The 17,451-nt window shown below is 72.2% G+C and carries 15 protein-coding genes; 9 read left to right on the top strand and 6 right to left on the bottom strand.

Features of this window, described 5'->3' with window-relative positions; genetic code table 11:
- Nucleotides 1–75: 75 nt before the first annotated feature.
- The 4 genes from rtcA (at nucleotide 76) to FNH05_RS05410 (ending at nucleotide 3,899) form a co-directional block, all read left to right on the top strand.
- Nucleotides 76–1,140: an RNA 3'-terminal phosphate cyclase gene (gene rtcA / locus FNH05_RS05425; RefSeq protein ID WP_144586157.1), complete on the top strand. Its 1,065-nt coding sequence runs from the start codon at nucleotides 76–78 to the stop codon at nucleotides 1,138–1,140.
- A 48-nt stretch (nucleotides 1,141–1,188) separates the two neighbouring features.
- Complete coding sequence (locus tag FNH05_RS05420) at nucleotides 1,189–2,091, top strand: ADP-ribosylglycohydrolase family protein (RefSeq protein ID WP_144586156.1); 903 nt, start codon at nucleotides 1,189–1,191, stop codon at nucleotides 2,089–2,091.
- A 50-nt stretch (nucleotides 2,092–2,141) separates the two neighbouring features.
- On the top strand, nucleotides 2,142–3,074 hold the full coding sequence (locus FNH05_RS05415) for a MerR family transcriptional regulator (RefSeq protein WP_144586155.1): 933 nt from the start codon (nucleotides 2,142–2,144) through the stop codon (nucleotides 3,072–3,074).
- 195 nt (nucleotides 3,075–3,269) lie between these two features.
- The gene (locus FNH05_RS05410) at nucleotides 3,270–3,899 is read left to right on the top strand and encodes a LysE/ArgO family amino acid transporter (protein WP_144586154.1); all 630 of its coding nucleotides are present in this window, start codon (nucleotides 3,270–3,272) and stop codon (nucleotides 3,897–3,899) included.
- A gap of 20 nt (nucleotides 3,900–3,919) precedes the next feature.
- On the opposite strand, the gene FNH05_RS05405 is transcribed toward FNH05_RS05410, so the two are convergent.
- The 3 genes from FNH05_RS05405 to FNH05_RS05395 all read right to left on the bottom strand — a co-directional run bounded on the left by FNH05_RS05405 (nucleotide 3,920) and on the right by FNH05_RS05395 (nucleotide 7,484).
- Nucleotides 3,920–4,459, bottom strand: a complete 540-nt coding sequence (locus tag FNH05_RS05405) for a GNAT family N-acetyltransferase (RefSeq protein WP_144586153.1) — start codon at nucleotides 4,457–4,459, stop codon at nucleotides 3,920–3,922.
- Between the two features lie 72 nt (nucleotides 4,460–4,531).
- Entirely contained in the window at nucleotides 4,532–6,469 is a 1,938-nt protein-coding gene (locus FNH05_RS05400; protein ID WP_144586152.1) for a S9 family peptidase, read from the bottom strand.
- A 40-nt stretch (nucleotides 6,470–6,509) separates the two neighbouring features.
- The gene (locus FNH05_RS05395) at nucleotides 6,510–7,484 is read right to left on the bottom strand and encodes a TerC family protein (RefSeq protein WP_144586151.1); all 975 of its coding nucleotides are present in this window, start codon (nucleotides 7,482–7,484) and stop codon (nucleotides 6,510–6,512) included.
- 255 nt (nucleotides 7,485–7,739) lie between these two features.
- Between FNH05_RS05395 and FNH05_RS05390 the strand changes: the two genes are divergently transcribed.
- From FNH05_RS05390 to FNH05_RS05375, 4 genes are all read left to right on the top strand, one after another.
- Nucleotides 7,740–10,619, top strand: coding sequence for an alpha/beta fold hydrolase (locus FNH05_RS05390; protein WP_246127547.1), 2,880 nt, complete (start codon nucleotides 7,740–7,742; stop codon nucleotides 10,617–10,619).
- Nucleotides 10,616–11,572: an ABC transporter permease gene (locus FNH05_RS05385; protein WP_144586149.1), complete on the top strand. Its 957-nt coding sequence runs from the start codon at nucleotides 10,616–10,618 to the stop codon at nucleotides 11,570–11,572. Before FNH05_RS05390 ends, FNH05_RS05385 begins: the two co-directional genes overlap by 4 nt.
- 25 nt (nucleotides 11,573–11,597) lie before the next feature.
- A complete protein-coding gene (locus FNH05_RS05380) occupies nucleotides 11,598–12,359 on the top strand; it encodes an enoyl-CoA hydratase/isomerase family protein (RefSeq protein WP_144586148.1) in 762 nt (253 codons plus the stop codon).
- A 63-nt stretch (nucleotides 12,360–12,422) separates the two neighbouring features.
- A complete protein-coding gene (locus FNH05_RS05375) occupies nucleotides 12,423–12,803 on the top strand; it encodes a VOC family protein (protein ID WP_144586147.1) in 381 nt (126 codons plus the stop codon).
- 68 nt (nucleotides 12,804–12,871) lie between these two features.
- On the opposite strand, the gene uvrB is transcribed toward FNH05_RS05375, so the two are convergent.
- The 3 genes from uvrB to FNH05_RS05360 all read right to left on the bottom strand — a co-directional run bounded on the left by uvrB (nucleotide 12,872) and on the right by FNH05_RS05360 (nucleotide 16,829).
- Nucleotides 12,872–15,031, bottom strand: a complete 2,160-nt coding sequence (gene uvrB, locus FNH05_RS05370) for an excinuclease ABC subunit UvrB (RefSeq protein ID WP_144586146.1) — start codon at nucleotides 15,029–15,031, stop codon at nucleotides 12,872–12,874.
- A 93-nt stretch (nucleotides 15,032–15,124) separates the two neighbouring features.
- Nucleotides 15,125–15,382 carry a hypothetical protein gene (locus FNH05_RS05365; protein WP_144586145.1) on the bottom strand — a complete coding sequence of 86 codons (258 nt, stop codon included), beginning with the start codon at nucleotides 15,380–15,382 and terminating at the stop codon, nucleotides 15,125–15,127.
- Nucleotides 15,383–15,569: 187 nt separating this feature from the next.
- Nucleotides 15,570–16,829, bottom strand: coding sequence for a PucR family transcriptional regulator (locus tag FNH05_RS05360; RefSeq protein ID WP_144586144.1), 1,260 nt, complete (start codon nucleotides 16,827–16,829; stop codon nucleotides 15,570–15,572).
- A 59-nt stretch (nucleotides 16,830–16,888) separates the two neighbouring features.
- On the opposite strand from FNH05_RS05360, the gene FNH05_RS05355 reads away from it, so the two are divergent.
- Nucleotides 16,889–17,416 carry a ribonuclease FAU-1 family protein gene (locus FNH05_RS05355; RefSeq protein WP_144586143.1) on the top strand — a complete coding sequence of 176 codons (528 nt, stop codon included), beginning with the start codon at nucleotides 16,889–16,891 and terminating at the stop codon, nucleotides 17,414–17,416.
- The last annotated feature ends 35 nt before the right edge of the window (nucleotides 17,417–17,451 follow it).

Below are 17,451 nucleotides of genomic sequence, written 5' to 3'. Positions count from 1 at the left end.
GAGGAGGACTTGGTCCCCGAACGGGGACCCCAAGGGCCCCTGACAACCCCGGGCCCGGCACGCACCATCGAGACCATGGACGACCAACCCGTTGTCCGGGTCGACGGGTCCCTGCACGCCGGGAGCGGGAGCATCGTTCGCCAGGCCGTCGCCTACGCCGCGCTGACCGGCCACACCGTGTGCCTCACCCAGGCGCGCGCCCGGCGCCGCCCACCGGGCCTGCGCCCGCAGCACGTCCGCGCCGTCGAAGCGCTCCGCGATCTCGTCGGCGGAACCCTCGACGGTGCCGCCGTCGGCTCGACCACCGTCGGGTTCTCGCCGGGCCGCCGCTCTCCGCAGGGGCGCTACCTCTGGGACATCGGGTCCGCGGGCTCGGCCACCGCGCTGGCGCTGGCGGTGCTGCCGGTCCTCGCCCGCCGCGGGCGGGGCGTCGAGGCGGAGATCCGCGGCGGCCTGTTCCAGGACTTCGCCCCCTCGGTCTTCCACCTCCAGCACGTCGTGCTGCCCCTGCTGGCCCGGATGGGGGTGGACGCGCGCCTCGAGTTGGTGCGGCCCGGTTATCTCCCGGCCGGGGGCGGCGTCCTCCGGCTCGCCGTCTCGCGGGCCCCACGGCGCCTGCACGCGATCACGCTCGATCGTCCCGGGCCGGTCCGGTCCGTGTGGGGCATCGCGCTGTCGTCCCATTTGGACGAACGGCGGGTGTCGGCGCGGATGGCGCGCGCCGCCCGCGCCGTGGCCGCCGCACACGGGTTCGAGGCGACGATCGACGAGCGCAGCGAAGCCACCGCCACGCATGCCGGGGCGGCCATCGCGCTGTTCGCCGACTGCGAAGGCGGCGTACGGCTCGGCGCGGACAGCGTCGGCGCCCCGCACCGCCGGGCCGAGACGATCGGGGCGAGAGCGGCCCGGCACCTGCTCGCCGAAGTGGACGGCGGCGCCACCCTCGACCGGTTCGCCGCCGACCAGGTGATCCCCTTCGCGGCCCTGGCCGAGGGCGACACCGTGTTCCGGGTGCGCTCGGTCACCGCGCACCTGACCACCGGCCTCTGGCTGGCCTCGCTGTTCCTCGATGTCCGGGCGGACCTGGCGAACGGACGGGTCCTCGTCCACGGCAGCGGCCACGAAAACCGGTGTCCGTAGTCCCACCGCTGCCGCGATCACCCGTGCCTCTGCCATGATGGCGATCACATGACCATCGACCGCCGCGCTCGTGCCCTGGACTCGCTCCACGGCCTCGCCCTCGGGGATGCACTCGGCTCCCAGTTCTTCGTTCCCACCCACCGCACGGCGCTGGAACTGCGCCGCCCGCCGCCCGCGCCCTGGCAGTGGACCGACGACGCCGAGATGGCCTGCTCGGTCGTCGCCGTCCTGCTGCGGCACGACCGCATCGATCAGGACGCGCTGGCGGCCGCCTTCGCCGCCCATCACGACTTCGACCGGGGCTACGGGCCCGCCATGAACCGGCTGCTGCGGCTGATCCGCCAGGGCGGTGCCTGGCGCGAGTTGTCCCGCGAACTGTTCGACGGCCAGGGCTCGTGGGGCAACGGGGCCGCCATGCGGGTCGCCCCGGTCGGCGCCTGGTTCGCCGACGACCCCGAGGAGGCCGCCCGCCAGGCGGCGCTGTCGGCCGAGGTCACGCACGCCCACCCCGAAGCCGTCGCCGGTGCGGTCGCCGTGGCCGTCGCCACCGCCCTCGCGGCCGGTGCCTCCCCGCCCGGGCCGCGCGAGTTCCTGGACACGGTGCTGGGGATGACACCGGCCGGCCGGGTGCGCCACGGAGTGTGGGCGGCCCGCGGCCTGGCGCACGTCCCCTCGGCGAAGATCGCGGTGCACGAGCTCGGCAACGGCCGCCACACCAGCGCCTGGGACACCGTCCCCTATGCGCTCTGGGCCGCCGCCCGCCATCTCGACGACTACGAACAAGCCATCTGGACCACCGCCAGTACCGGTGGTGCCGTGGACACCACCTGCGCCATCGTCGGCGGCATCGTCGCCGCCCGCGTCGGCAGGGCCGGGCTGCCCGCCCCCTGGCGATCCGCCTGCGAACCGCTGCCCGCCTGGGCCGGGGCCACCGGCGCCCCGCACCCCTGAGCGGGCCGCGGGCTTGCTCCTCCCCCGAGGGGAGGTGGGAGGGTGACGCCATGGACGGCGACCCGCGGTATTCGATCGGAGATCTGGCCCGGCGCACGGGACTGACCGTCAAGGCGATCCGGTTCTACTCCGACCGCGGCATCGTGCCACCGGCCGGGCGCAGCCCCGCCGGCCACCGCCGCTACGACCTCGGCGCCGTCGCACGCCTTGATCTCGTGCGGACCCTGCGGGAGCTGGGGCTGGACCTGGCCACGATCCGCAAGGTGGTGGACCGGGAGATCTCGCTGCCCGAGGTCGCGGCGGCGCACGCCGAAGCCCTGGCCCTGCAGATCCGGCTGCTGCGCCTGCGGCGCTCGGTCCTCGTGGCGGTCGCCTCTCGCGGGTCCACACCACAGGAGATGAAACTCATGCACCAGTTGGCCAAGCTCTCCGAGGACGAACGCCGGCACCTGATCGACGACTTCCTCCGCGCCACCTTCCGCGGCCTCGACGACGCCGCCTTCACCGGGATCATGCGGTCGATGACGGCCGAGCTGCCCGACGACCCGGAGGCCGGGCAGGTGGAGGCGTGGCTCGAACTGGCCGAGTTGTCCCAGGACCGCGGCTTCCGCGACAGCATGCGGCGCCTGGCCGAGCACCACACCGCCGAGTGCGCCACCGGCACCACCCCGGTCCCGGGGCCCGACCTCATCGCGCTGGTCCGTGACGAGTCACGAGCGGCCCTCGCGGCCGGTCTGTCCCCGGACTCGCCGGAGGCCGGTCCGGTCGTCACCGCCGTCGCGACCCGGTACGCCCGGATCCTGGACCTTCCCGACGACGGGGAGTTGCGGCGCAGGCTGTCGGCCCGGGTCGGGGACGCGAACGATCCCCGGCGGGAGCGCTACCTCCGGCTGCTGGCGGTGGTCAACGGCTGGGCTGCCCCGGAAAGCCCGGCTCCGGCGCTCGGCTGGTTCCTCCGGGCACTGCGTGCCCACCCACGGTGAGCCCGGGGCGCCCCGCGATTCCCGGACCGGCCGGAACCAGGTGCGGCAGCGTTAATCGCTTGTCCGTGGGGATTCTCCCGGCGACGATCACCCCATGACTGCGATCCTCTCCCCGACTGTGATGCCATCCCGTGTTGTTTCCGTTACGGGCCGGCGACAGTCGACCGTTGCGGGGAAGCACGTCAGGCCGCCGGCGTGACCGCCGTCGTCATCGCGGGGCTGCTGGCCGGTTACGGCATCGCGATCCCGGTCGGCGCCATCGGTGCCTATCTCGTCGGGCTGACCGCGCGGACCTCGCTGCGCGTGGGCGCGGCCGCGGCTCTGGGGATCGCGACCGTGGACGGCGTCTACGCCCTGGTGGCCATGTTCGGCGGCGGCCCGCTCGCCGAAGTGATCGCCCCTGTCGCGGGCGTGCTGCGGTGGATCGCGGCCGGTGTGCTGATCGCGGTGGCGGTCCGGGTCCTCCACAGTGGACTGCGCCGGTACCGGGCTTCGGCCGCACAGGCACCCCCGGGCCAGGAAGACGCACCGAGTCCGGCCCGGGCCTATGCGGCCTTCCTGGCGATGACCCTGCTCAACCCCACCACGATCATCTACTTCGTCGCGGTGGTCCTTGGCGGCCAGGCCCGGGTCGCGGACACCTGGACGGAGCGCTCGGCCTTCGTGACCGCCGCGTTCGTCGCGTCGGCGAGCTGGCAACTCCTCCTGGCCGGTGGCGGCAGCTTACTGGGCCGGGTGCTCACCGGGCGGCGCGGCCAACTGGGCACGGCGCTTCTCTCCGGCGCGGTGATCGCCGTCCTCGCCGTGCACACCCTGTGGAGCTGAGCCCGGGGTCCTGTCCGGTCCTATTCGGACGCCCGAAGCGGTCGCGAGTAACGGATCTTGGGGGCGGGGCGGTCCCCGATCCCGGCGTCCTTGACGACCTCGTCGGGGCGCCAGCCGCGTTCTTCGTAGAACCGGCGCGCCCGCTCGTTGCCCGCCAGCACCCACAGGACCGCGTGCTCGAACCCGTGTGCCACCAGGTGATCCAGGGCGGCGCGATGCACGGCGGAACCGGCGCCGCGGCCCCAGCCCGCCGGATCGGCGTAGAGCGCGGTCAGTTCCCCCGTGCGGAGGCCGGGAAACCGGTCACCTTCGTCGCGCGCTCGCGTGACGCCCGCGTAGGCCCCGATCCGGGCATCCGGGCCGACCGCCACGAACAGCGCGGCGGGCCCGGTGAGGTCACGCACGATCTCCGCCCACCGGACCGCCCTGGCGCCGGTGTCCATCGCGGCGAGGACGGACTCGGCGATGAGGCCGCGATAGGCGTGCCGCCACGCGTCCACGTTGATCTCGGCGATCCGGTCGGCGTCGGCCGCCACCGCGGCCCGCACGGTCCATGCCATACCCCGATTCTCCCCCGGCGCGGCAACGGGTTTTCCCGCGCGCACGAGGCGGATCGTGCGCGCGGGAAACCGTCACAGGTGGCGCGACCACCATTCGAGCACGGCCTCGAACCGCTGAACCCGGTGCCGGGGCCGCCCGGAGCGGCTCAGCTCGTGTCCTTCGCCCGGGAAGACCAGCATCTCGACCGGCGTGCCGTTGTGCTTGAGCGCCACGAACATCCGCTGCGCCTGCTCGATCGGGCACCGCCAGTCCTGCTCGGAGTGGGCGATGAGGAACGGGATGCGGATGCGGTGTGCGTGGCTGAGCGGGCTGCGGTCCAGCTGGGCCGTCAGGTCGTCGCCGATGTAGGCGCCGACGAAGTTCCAGCCGATGTCCGAGCTGCCCACCATGGAATCCCACGCGTTGACCGCGCGCTCGCTCCACGCGGCGCGGAACCGCTCGCCGTGGTGGGCGGCCAGCCAGCCGGTCATGAACCCGCCGTAGGAGCCACCCATCACCCCGACCCGGGAGGCGTCGAGGCCGGGCTCTTCGAGCGCGGCGTCGAGCAGCGCCAGCAGATCGTCGGCGTCCACCGTGCCGAAGGCGTGCACGATGGCCCGGCCGTGGCTTTCGCCGTACCCGGCGGACCCGCGCGGATTGCCCATCACCACCGCGTAACCGGCCGAGGCGTAGACCTGGGCCTCGTCGAACAGTCCCCAGTCGTAGGCCGCGAACGGACCCCCGTGCACCACGAGCAGCACGGGATGCGGGCCCTCGCCCTCCGGGCGGAACAGCCAGCCGTGCACCCCGTAGCCGTCCGGAGCGGTCGCCGTCAGTTCTTCGACCGGCCGGAGTCCCTTGTCGCGCAGGGGTTTCGACCAGTCCGTGAGCACGCGCTGGGCCCCGTCGGCGATCAGCACCAGTTCACCGGCGCTGCCGGGGGTGGCCACCACGGCGGCGATGCGCTCGCCGTCGACGGTGAAGGCGCGCACCGCGGCCCGCTCCCCGGCCACCGGCCTCAGCTTCTCCAGTGGCGCCGCCTCTGCCTCGGCGGGCACTGCGCGCAGCTCGACCGCGCCCCGGTTCAGCACGGCCACCAGCACCTCGTCCCCCACCAGCACGGGGGCACCGGCGGCCGCGACGCAGTGCACCGTTTCGGCGTCGGTGAGCCGCCGCGGCACCGCCGGTTCCCGGTCGTCGCGCAGCGTCGCCGTCCAGAGGCCCGGGTTGCGGGCCTCGGCGCGCGGCCAGGTGAACTCGGCGCCCACGAACCAGATCCGGCCGTCGGCGGACACGCCTGCCTTGTCCACGCTGCCCGCGGTGCGCACGGCGAGCCACGGTTCGCCCCCACCGGCGGGCACGGCGTACAGATCGGTTTCCTCGCTCTCGGCCGCCCCCCAGTCCCGGAGCGCGACGACCAGGACGGTCTCGCCGTCGGGCAGCCAGACCGGGGCGCCGGCATCGACGCGGTCGTCGGTCAGCGGGACCGGCTCCGGCGCCGGATCTTCGGTGATGTCCACGACGAACAGCCGTTCCCGGCGGTCGCCGAGGAAGCCGATGTTGTCGATCCGGTAGTCGAAACGCGTGATCCGCCGGGGGGCCTCCTCGGCCGGTTCGGGGCTTTCGCCGTCCTCCGTGGGAGAGCCGTACCGGCCGGGCTCCGGCACCCGCGCGGTGAAGGCGATCCGGCGGGAGTCCGGCGCCCACACCGGGGCGCCGGCGCCGAGCGGTAGCGCGGTGAGCCGCCGCGCGTCGCCGCCACCCGCCGGTATCACGTGCAACTGCGGACGGTCCTTCGCCGACTCCGCGCGCAGGAACGCCACCCAGCGGCCGTCCGGGGAGATCGCCGGGGCGCTGTCGTGCTCCCCGTGGGTCCAGCGGCTCACCTCACCGTCGAGACCGGCGCGCCACAGCGCGCCGCGGTAGGCGTTGTCCTTCGGGTCCGGAGTCGACAACCCGGCGAGCAGCAGGTCCCCGTGCAGGGCCGGCATCCCGGGTACGGCGAGGTGTTCGAGGTCGGTTGGACGCATTCCCCGAACCTAGCAGGTCTTTAGCCTTGCTAAAAAGACTTCAGGAGGCCGCCGACGAATGCTCCGCGACCGCCGCGTCCCGGCGCACCTTGAGCAGGCTCGCCACCGTGGTCAGCGTCAGCACGCCCACGATCACCCCGAGCGAGACCCAGTTGTTGATGTCCAGCCAGTCCGGGACCGCGTGGTACTCGTGCAGCGCGTGCAACACCAGTTTCGCGCCGATGAACCCGAGGATCACCGCCAGCCCGTAGGACAGGTACACCAGCTTGTTCACCAGGCCACCGAGCAGGAAGTACAGCTGCCGCAGGCCCATCAGCGCGAAGGCGTTGGCGGTGAAGACCAGGAAGGCCTCCTGGGTGATGCCGAAGATCGCCGGGATGGAATCGACCGCGAACAGCAGGTCCGCGCTGCCGATCGCGATGATCACCAGGAACATCGGGGTCATCATCCGCCTGCCCCCGCGGCGGACGAACATCCGGTGCCCGTCGTAGGAGTCGCTGACCGGGTACAGCCTGCGCGCCCACCGCGTAACCGCGTTCTCCCGGTACTCCTCGTGCTCGTCGTTGCCGCGCAGCATGCTCGCCGCCGTCCACAGCAAGACCCCGCCGAAGAGGAAGAAAACCCAGACGAACTGCGCGATCAGCGCGGCGCCGACGGCGATGAACACGCTGCGCATGGCCAGCGCGAGCAGGATGCCCACCAGCAGCACCCGGTGCTGGTGGATGGCGGGCACCTTGAACGAGGCCATGACGATCATGAAAATGAACAGGTTGTCCACCGAGAGCGAGTACTCGGTCAGATAGCCGGTGAAGAACTCCACCCCCGGGTCGTGGCCGGCGAAGACCCACACGCCTATTCCGAAAAGGATCGCGCAGAAGACGTAGAACGCCACCCAGCGGAGAGCCTCCCTGGCGGTCACCTCGTGCGGTTTGCGGTCCACGATCACCAGGTCGATGGCGATCAGGACGAGCAGACCTGCGACGGTCGAAGCCCACAGCCACAGGGGGACGGTCATTTACGCACAACCTCCGGATAGCGCGTACAGCAGCTAGCCGGAGGTCTCTTCCGCAGGGTGATCACCCTGCCGACGGCGCCGGGGGTCCCGAAAGACCGCCGTGCTGACGACACCGCCGCGAAGGAATACTCCCCTCCACGTCATCCACCATCATCCTCGATGTCCGATTCGATGGCCAGCTTAGGTAACCCTTATCACCCGGGTGGCGCCATGGGCGCCGGACGGTTCTCAGGAAACGTCACCTACCGTCATGGGGTGCCCCGCATCCCGCTTCCGCGCACCCGCCGTGGCCGCTGGCTCGCCCTGGCCGTGGTGGTGCTCGTCCTCGCCGCGGCCGGCCTGGTCTGGGCCCGCTCCGGCAGGCAGGCCCCGCCCGTGGCGACCAGGGACGCCGTCGTGGCCGTCCCGGCCGCGCCCGGCTCGGCCGAGCAGGTGCGCCTGGACACCACGCTCTACCTGCCCGCGCGCACCCCGGCCCCGGCCGTGCTGCTGCCGCACGGGTTCGGCGCGGACAAGACCAGCGTGGCCGGGCCCGCCCAGGAACTGGCCCGGCGCGGGTTCGTCGTGCTCACCTATTCGGCGCGCGGCTTCGGCCGCAGCACCGGGCAGATCGGGCTCGACGACCCCGATCTCGAGGTGGCCGACGCCCGCGCGCTGATCGACCGCCTCGCCGCCATGCCCGAGGTCCGCCAGGACGCCCCGGGCGACCCGCGGGTCGGCGTCGCCGGCGCCTCCTACGGCGGCGCGCTCGCGCTCCTGCTCGCCGGGTACGACAAGCGCGTCGACGCGATCGCCCCCGAGATCACCTACAACGATCTGGCCCAGGGCCTGATCCCGAACTCCGCGGCGGCCGCGGCGCCGCAGGCGGCCACTCCGGCCGCCGGTGCCTTCGGCGGCGACGGGGTGTTCAAACGCTCCTGGGCCGGGTTGCTGTTCTCGGCCGGTTCCGGTGGCTCCGGCGCCGGTGGCCTCGGCAGCGAAGCCCCCGAACCGGGACAGCAGTCCGGCGGCACCGGCCAGACCGGCGCGGGCGGGTCCTCGTCGGCCGCGGGGGCCGCGCCGTCCGCCTCCGCCCAGCAGCCCCCGGCGCCGTCCACGCTGTGCGGCCGGTTCACCGCCGAGATCTGCCAGGCCTACACCGAACTCGCCACCACCGGGCGGGCGAGCACGCACACCATCGACCTGCTGCGCCGCGTCTCCCCCGCCTCGGTCACCGGCCGGATCACCGTGCCCACGCTGCTCGTGCAGGGCGAGAACGACACCCTGTTCGGCCTCGACCAGTCCGACGCGAACGCCCGCCAGATCGCCGCCGCCGGCGGCAGGGTGCAGCAGATCTGGTACGCGGGCGGCCACGACGGCGGCTCGCCGGGCCCCCAGCTCCGCGCCAAGATCGCGGACTGGCTGTGGTTCCAGCTCACCGGGGACGGCACCAACCCGGTCGGCGGCTTCTCCTACGACGTGCAGGGCTCGCTGCGCGCCTCCGGCGCCCCCTCGGTCCGGGTCGTCGAAGCCGGTGCGTATCCGGGCCTGTCCGGCGGCGGCACGGACCGGCAGCAGGTGGCGCTGTCCGGCGGGCAGCAGAACATCGTCAACCCGCCCGGCGGGACCCCCGCGGCCATCAGCGGGATGCCCGGGCTGAACGGCCTGGCCGGCTCTTCCCGGGTCACCGGGCTGTTCGGGATCGACCTCCCCGGCCAGTCGGCCCGGTTCACCTCGGCCCCGCTGGACAAGCAGTTGCTGGTGGCCGGGTCGCCGACGGTCCGGCTGCGCCTCTCGGGGAACAACTCGGGGAACAGCCCCGGCGCGACCCTCTTCGTGAAGCTCTACGACGTCAACCCGGACGGCACGCGCACCCTGCCGTCCAACGCCGTCGCCCCGATCCGGGTCGCACTGCCTGGCGGTGGCAGCCCGGTCGGCAGCCCGGCCGAGGTCACGGTGACCCTGCCGGGCGTGGTGCGCCCGGTGGAGTCCGGGCACTCGCTGCAACTCGTGGTCGCCACCACCGACCAGGCCTACGCGACCCCGGTGGCCCCGGCCGCCTACCAGGTCGCGCTGGACGGCGGCCTGTCCGTGCCGACGATCCCCGGGACGGCCGTCGGCGCCGGGTGGCCGAGGGCCGGCCTGCTGGCCCTCGCCGGGATCCTGGCCGCGGCGGCCGTGATCGCGCTGGCCGCGGCGGTGCGCCGCCGTCGCCGCATCCGGCGGCCCGAACCCGGGCTGGCCGGGGTGCCGCTGGTGATCAGCGGCCTCACCAAGTCCTATCCCGGCGGGCTCACCGCGGTGAACGGACTGTCCTTCCGCGTCGAGCGCGGCCAGGTGCTGGGCCTGCTCGGCCCCAACGGCGCGGGCAAGACCACCACGCTGCGGATGCTGATGGGCCTGATCACGCCCACCGAGGGTGAGATCAGGGTGTTCGGGCACCTCGTCGGCCCCGGCGCCCCGGTGCTGTCGCGCATCGGGTCCTTTGTGGAGGGTTCCGGTTTCCTGCCGCACCTGTCGGGCACCGCGAACCTGCGGCTGTACTGGGACGCCACCGGGCGCCCGCGCGAGAAGGCCCATTTCACCGAGGCGCTGGAAATCGCGGGCCTCGGCGACGCGGTGCACCGCAAGGTCCGCACGTACAGCCAGGGCATGCGGCAGCGCCTGGCGATCGCGCAGGCGATGCTCGGCCTGCCGGAGCTGCTCGTGCTCGACGAACCGACCAACGGGCTCGACCCGCCCCAGATCCACCAGATGCGCGAGGTGCTGCGGCGCTACGCGGCCACCGGCCGCACCGTCGTGGTGTCGAGCCACCTGCTGGCGGAGGTCGAACAGACCTGCTCGCACGTGGTCGTCATGCACCGCGGGAGGCTGGTCGCCTCCGGCGAGGTGGCCGACATCGCCGCCGCGGGCGGCGAGGCGACCTTCCGGGTGGACGACGCGGAAGCGGCGGCGGCGGCCCTGCGCGCGGCCGGCGGCGTGTCGCAGGTGGACGTCGACGGCGATCTGGTGCACGCGGATCTGGACGGCCTGCCACGGGCGGAGGCGGTCGCGGCGCTGGTCAGGGCCGGGATCGCGGTGGAACAGGCGGGTCCGCGGCGGCGGCTGGAAGACGCCTTCCTCCGCCTCGTCGAGACGAAGGACGAACTGACATGAGCACAGGCCAGGCCCCGAACGGCGGGGCGGCCGGGCACGGTGTGCACACCGATCCGGCGGCGCTGGACGAACTGACCGAAGCGGCGCGGCACGAGCACGACGAGGTGGGGCCGGATGGCGCGGTGGCGGGCTACCGCGCCCGCCGGACGCTCCGGCTGTCGGTGGAGCTGCGGCGCCAGCTGCGACGGCGGCGCACCCAGCTGGTACTCGGGTTCGTGATGGTGCTGCCGTTCATCCTCGTGCTGGCGTTCCAGGTCGGGCAGTCCAGCCCGAACCGCCGCTCGGGCGGGTTCGTCGACCTCGCCACCGCGAGTGCGCCGAACTTCGTGGTGCTGGCGTTGTTCGTAGCGGGCGGCTTCCTGCTGCCCACGATCGTCGCGCTGTTCTTCGGCGACACCGTGGCGAGCGAGGCCTCGTGGTCGAGCCTGAAGTACCTGCTGGCGATCCCGGTGCCGCGGCACCGGGTGCTGCGGCAGAAGGCGGTCGCGTCGGGACTGCTGTCGCTGGGGGCGCTGGTGCTGCTGCCCCTGATGTCCCTGGCGGTCGGCCTGCTGTGGTACGGGGCGGGCGACGCGATCAGCCCGACCGGGGACGCGATCCCGTTCGGCCGGAGCCTGCTCGTGCTGGTCGCGGCGATCGGCTACCTCGTGGTCCAGCTGGCCTGGGTGGCGGCGCTCGCGCTGCTGCTGAGCGTGTCGACCGACGCCCCGCTGGGCGCGGTCGGCGGGGCGGTGCTGGCGGCGATCCTGTCGCAGATCCTGGACCAGATCACCGCGCTCGGCAGTCTGCGCAACTACCTGCCGACGCATTACGCCTACGCGTGGATGGACCTGATCGCCACCGACGTCGACTGGACGAACATCGCGGCGGGCGTGCTGTCCGCGGTCGCCTACGCGACCGTGCTCGGCCTGCTGGCCGCCCGCCGGTTCGCCGTCAAGGACATCACCAGCTGAAACGTTCACCACCTACAGTGGAACTGTGTCACCGATTGCCGTGGAGGACGACGGCCGCGTCGCAGTGCTGAGGATGCGGTGCGGCCCGGCGAACCTGCTGGACGAGACGGTGTGCCGGGAATTGGCGGCGCGAGTCGACGGGCTCTCGGCAGGCGGGCACCGGGCCGTGGTGCTGACCGGACGGCCGGAGGTGTTCTCGGCCGGGTTCGACCTGCGGCGGCTGCGGGCCGGAGGCGCACCCTACGTCCGCCGGTTCCTCCCCGCGCTGTCGGACGCACTGCTGGCGCTGTTCGGGTTCCCCGGTCCCGTCGTCGCGGCCGTGAGCGGGGACGCGCTGTCCGGCGGTGCGGTGCTTGCCGCCGCCTGCGACCGCCGCGTGATGAGCGCGGAGTGCGGCCGGTTCGGGCTGACCGACCTGGCCGCGGGCCTGCCGTTTCCCCTGGTCGCGATGGAAATCCTGCGATGCGCCTACGGCAGTCGCCGCCTGCCGGAGCTCGTCCTGGCCGGAGGGCCGTGCGCGGGCCCCGCGGCACTGGCACTCGGCCTGGTCGACGGACTCGCCGCGGACACCGAGGTGCTGCCCCGCTCGGTCGAGATCGCCACCCGGCTGGCGGCGGTGCCCCCACGCGCGTTCGCGCACACCAAGGCGCAGCTGCACCGGCCGTTCGACGAGCGGATCGGCGAGCACCGGGCGGCCGACGACGCGTACGTGGAAATGCTCTGGGCGGCCCCGGAAACCCACGCGGCGATCGATGCCCACCTGCGGCGGGCCGGAGAACCGGGCTGAGCGATCCGGGCCCACGGCGGTAAAATTCCCGCATCACTCTTCCTTGCACCGCAGGAGGCGCCGATGCCTCGTCCGGTCCACTTCGAGATCCACGCGACCGATCCGGAGCGTGCGATCACCTTCTACACCACGGTTTTCGACTGGACGTTCGAACGCTGGGACAACGCCCCGTACTGGCTCATCAGTACCGGGGACGGGCCGGGAATCGACGGTGGGCTCGTGCCACGGCAGGGACCGCCACCGGACGAGGACGCCCCGCTCAACGCCTACCCCAGCACGATCGAGGTCGACGACCTGGACACCATCGTCCGGCATGTGCGGCAGGCCGGGGGGAAGGTCGTGGTGCCCCGGTGCACGATCCCCCGCATCGGGTGGCTGGCCTACTGCACCGACACCGAAGGCAACCTCTTCGGTCTCCTCCAACCCGACGAAAACGCCACCTGAATCCCTCGCCCCGCGGGTCCTCCGCGGAGGCGCGCGGCCGTGGCACCACGGGGCGTGGGACCCGGGCTCTATTTGAGCCCGGCGGCATCCATGCCGCGGAGTTCCTTCTTGAGGTCGGCGATCTCGTCGCGCAGGCGGGCGGCCAGTTCGAACTGCAGGTCGCGGGCGGCCTGCATCATCTGGTCGGTCATGGACTGGATCAGATCCGCCAGTTCCGCCCGCGGCATCGACGAGACGTCGCGGTCGACCAGCACGCCGGAGCTCCGGCCACCGCCGCCCTGCTCGGGCTTCTTGCCCCGGGAGGCATTGCGGCCCGAACCGCCGACCTCGATCTCCCGCTCGGAATCCTCCGCCTCCGAGTAGACCCGGTCGAGGATGTCGGCGATCTTCTTCCGCAGCGGCTGCGGGTCGAGGCCGCGCTCGGTGTTGTAGGCGATCTGCTTGGCGCGGCGCCGGTTGGTCTCGTCGATCGCGTACCGCATCGAATCGGTGATCTTGTCCGCGTACATGTGGACCTCACCGGAGACGTTCCGGGCGGCCCGGCCGATGGTCTGGATCAGCGAGGTGCCGCTGCGGAGGAAGCCCTCCTTGTCCGCGTCGAGGATGGCCACCAGCGACACCTCGGGCAGGTCGAGCCCCTCCCGCAGCAGGTTGATGCCGATCAGCACGTCGAAGTCGCCCGACCGGAGCTGCCGCAGCAGCTCGACCCGGCGCAGGGTGTCCACCTCGGAGTGCAGGTACCGGACCCGGATGCCGAGTTCGAGCAGGTAGTCGGTGAGGTCCTCGGCCATCTTCTTGGTCAGGGTGGTGACCAGGACCCGCTCGTCGCGGTCGGCGCGCGCCCGGATCTCGTGCACCAGATCGTCGATCTGCCCCTCGGTGGGCTTGACGATCACCTCCGGGTCCACCAGCCCGGTCGGCCGGATGACCTGCTCGACGAACTCGCCCCCGGTCTGCCCCATCTCGTACGGGCCGGGGGTGGCCGACAGGTACACCGTCTGGCCGATCCGGTCGCTGAACTCCTCCCAGGTCAGCGGCCGGTTGTCCAGTGCGCTGGGCAGCCGGAACCCGTGTTCCACCAGGGTGCGCTTGCGGGAGGCGTCGCCCTCGTACATGCCGCCGATCTGGGGCACCGTCACATGCGACTCGTCGATGACCAGCAGGAAGTCGTCGGGGAAGTAGTCGATCAGGGTGGCCGGTGCCGAGCCCGCGGGCCGCCCGTCGACGTGCCGCGAGTAGTTCTCGATCCCGGAGCAGAACCCGACCTGCCGCATCATCTCGATGTCGTAGCTGGTGCGCATGCGCAGCCGCTGCGCCTCCAGCAGCTTGCCCTGCTTCTCCAGCTTGGCCAGCTGCTCGGCCAGTTCGGCCTCGATGCCGGCGATGGCCTTCTCCATCCGCTCCGGCCCCGCCACGTAGTGGGTGGCCGGGAAGATCCGCACCTCGTCGACCTCCCGCACGATCTCGCCGGTCAGCGGGTGCAGGTAGTAGAGCTTGTCGATCTCGTCGCCGAAGAACTCGACGCGGATCGCCAGCTCCTCGTAGGCCGGAATAATCTCGACCGTGTCGCCGCGGACGCGGAAGGTGCCGCGGGCGAAGGCGAGGTCGTTGCGGGTGTACTGCACGTCGACGAGCGCGCGGAGGAACACGTCGCGCTCGACCTCGCTGCCCACCTCGAGCTTCGCGGAGCGGTCGAGGTAGGACTGCGGGGTGCCGAGACCGTAGATGCAGGACACCGAGGCGACCACGATGACGTCGCGGCGGGACAGCAGGTTCATGGTCGCGGAGTGCCGCAGCCGCTCCACGTCGTCGTTGATCGACGAGTCCTTCTCGATGTAGGTGTCGGTCTGCGGGACGTAGGCTTCCGGCTGGTAATAATCGTAGTAACTGACGAAGTACTCGACCGCGTTGTGCGGGAACAGTTCGCGCAGTTCGTTGGCCAGCTGCGCGGCCAGCGTCTTGTTCGGCGCCATCACCAGGGTGGGGCGCTGCACGCGCTCGATCAGCCAGGCCGTGGTGGCGGACTTGCCGGTACCGGTGGCCCCGAGCAGCACGACGTCCTTTTCGCCCGCCCTGAGCCGCCGCTCCAGCTCGTCGATCGCCGCGGGCTGGTCACCGGCGGGCCGGTAGTCGCTGACGACCTGGAACCGGCCGCCCGCACGCGGGACCTCGGAGACCGGGCGGAAGTCGGACTGGGCGAGCACGGGGTGTTCGGTTGCGAAAGCCACGGCACCAGCCTAGGCCCGCCCCCCGACATTTTCCGGCAGCCCGGCGGGGTGGGCCGCCGGAGTGCCCGTGGGACGGGAGTTCAGCGCGGGAGTTCAGCGCAGCCGGCGGCAGGCGCGGCGGGCGGAGCGGGTCAGGCAGGCCTCGCAGGGCATCCCGCCGATGCGGTCGAGCACCTCGACGTCACCGGGTACGAGCAGCTCGCCGCACAGGGCGACGAGGTGCTCGGGAATGGGTCCGAAATCGGGGATCGGCACGATGTGGCACACGCGTTTGCGCTCTCCGACCACACCTCGGCGGAAGCGGACGACCGCCACGACTTCGGTCGGCTCTGCGTGGATGACGTTCCCCATGCGGGAAGCCTAAACCGGAATAATCGTGGAATCTTCGTGCCGGGAACCCAATGATCACTCGGTCGGCTGGTGCGAAGGACCGAAACGGTCTCGACTTTGACTATCGGAGCCCCCACCATGGACCGACCGTCACGACCCTCGCCGCCGGATGACCCGGCTGGCCGGATCGGCCGTCCACCCACACGGGTTAGCGCGTGAGGAGGACCGCCCCGCCGAGCCGGTGGCACAGCTTGAGCGCGAGCTCGATGTCCAGCCTGCTCTCGGCCACCGGCCTGCCGAGGATCTCCTCCGCCTTGCGCACGCGGTACTGCACCGAGTTCTTGTGCATGGTCAGCCTGCCCGCCGCCGCCGTGTAGCTGCCGCCGGTGGCCAGGAAGACCCGCAGCGTCTCGCGAAGCCGTTCGTGCTGCTCGTCGCCGGTGGCCAGCTCGCCGAGCGTTTCGGCGACCCAGGTGCGGGCCGCGGCCAGGTCGGAGGTCATCAGCGCGATCGCGCCCACGTCACGGAAGGTCAGGACGCGCCCGCAGTGCTCCCCGGCCGCGGTGGCCAGCGCGTGCACGCGCACCGCCTGGCGGTGGCTGCGGCGGAACCCGTCGACGCCCTCCCCCGGCTCGCCCAGCACGAGCCGCACCGCGGGATCGGCCTTGCCGAGCACCCGCTCGACGTGCTCCTCGCCGGGCAGCGCCGGAGCCGACAGCGGGAACCACACCCAGGCGCACAGCTCGTCGACCGGCACGAACAGCGGTTCCCCCGCGGTGGGCAGCGCGGCGGCGATTTCGCCCGCCACCAGTTCCAGGCTGCCCAGCGCGTTGCCGTGGGCGGGGTCGAGCCCGTGCCAGACGATCATGGCCAGGTGCGTGCCGCGCAACCGGTAGCCGATCGCGGCCTCCGTGGCGTCGAGTTCGGCGCCGCCGCCCTCCAGCAGGGCCCGCACGCGCGCGGCGCGCATGGCGCTGCGGTTGAGCAGCCACCGGTCGCGCTCCTCCTGGTAGGCCGACACCACCTGCTGGGTGACCCGGTCGATGAAGGTGAAGGTGATGGTCAGCGCCCGGCCGAGCACGGCGCCGAGCAGGAGCGGGTCCGGAATCAGCTCCGGTGCCGCGGCGACGGCGTGGTTGAGGATCGCGGTCTGGCCGAGGTAGTAGGCGCGGATCAGGTCGATGACCGGGATACCGCGCTGCGCGAGGCGGCGCGCGTACTCCATCGCCGCGGCCGGCGCCTCCACCCGCGCGGGGTCGATGCCGTGCTGGAAGATCCGCAGGGCGGTGTCGATGTTCTGGTACAGGCTCGCCGAAAGCAGGCTGACCACACTCTCGTCGTCGTGCACGAGGTTGGGCAGCTCGCGGGCGTACAGCACCACCAGGTCACCGGTCAGCTCCCCGGTCCGCTCACTGAGGCGGGCGGCGAGGCGGGCGATGTTCTCGGTGACGACCGCTTCGTCCAGCACGCGATCACCCTACCTGCGTGACACTCGTTTTCGGCCTGTAAACCGGCGAAAATGGCCCCATGACAGAGCACGCGGAAGCGATCCATCCGCCGAAGATCGAAACCTTCGACCTGGCCGCCGGAACCAACATCGATCCGAAGGGGAACGTCCGGGAGGTCGAGGAATACCGCGTCACCGATTTCGGCCTGTACCTCGCGCGCCCCGCGCCCGGCCGGACCCAGTTCCACTACCTGGAATCGTGGTTGCTGCCCGGACTCGGCCTGCGGCTGACCGATTTCTGGTTCTCCCCGGGACACGAACTCGACCAGGACTTCTACCTCGACGTGGTGACCGTGGAAGTGGACGGGACCACCTGGCGCACCACCGACTGGTATCTGGACCTGGTCACGCGCGAAGGCCGGGGGCTCGAGGTGCTCGACACCGACGAATTGCTCGCCGCTTCGTCGGCGGGCCTGATCAGCCCGGCGGAGGCACGGCACGCCCTGGAAGTCACCTACGACACCGTCGCGGGCCTGGCGTCGCACGGGTACAAGCTGCACGAGTGGCTGTCCACAATGGACATCGAACTCACCTGGCGCCGCCATTGACCTCTCACAATATGAGATTATGCTCCCGAAATGCG

This window comes from Amycolatopsis rhizosphaerae, from assembly GCF_007713715.1.
Taxonomy (GTDB): domain Bacteria; phylum Actinomycetota; class Actinomycetes; order Mycobacteriales; family Pseudonocardiaceae; genus Amycolatopsis_E; species Amycolatopsis_E rhizosphaerae.
The sequence above is the reverse complement of the archived record's forward strand: the minus strand, read 5'-3'. Positions and strand labels throughout refer to the sequence as shown.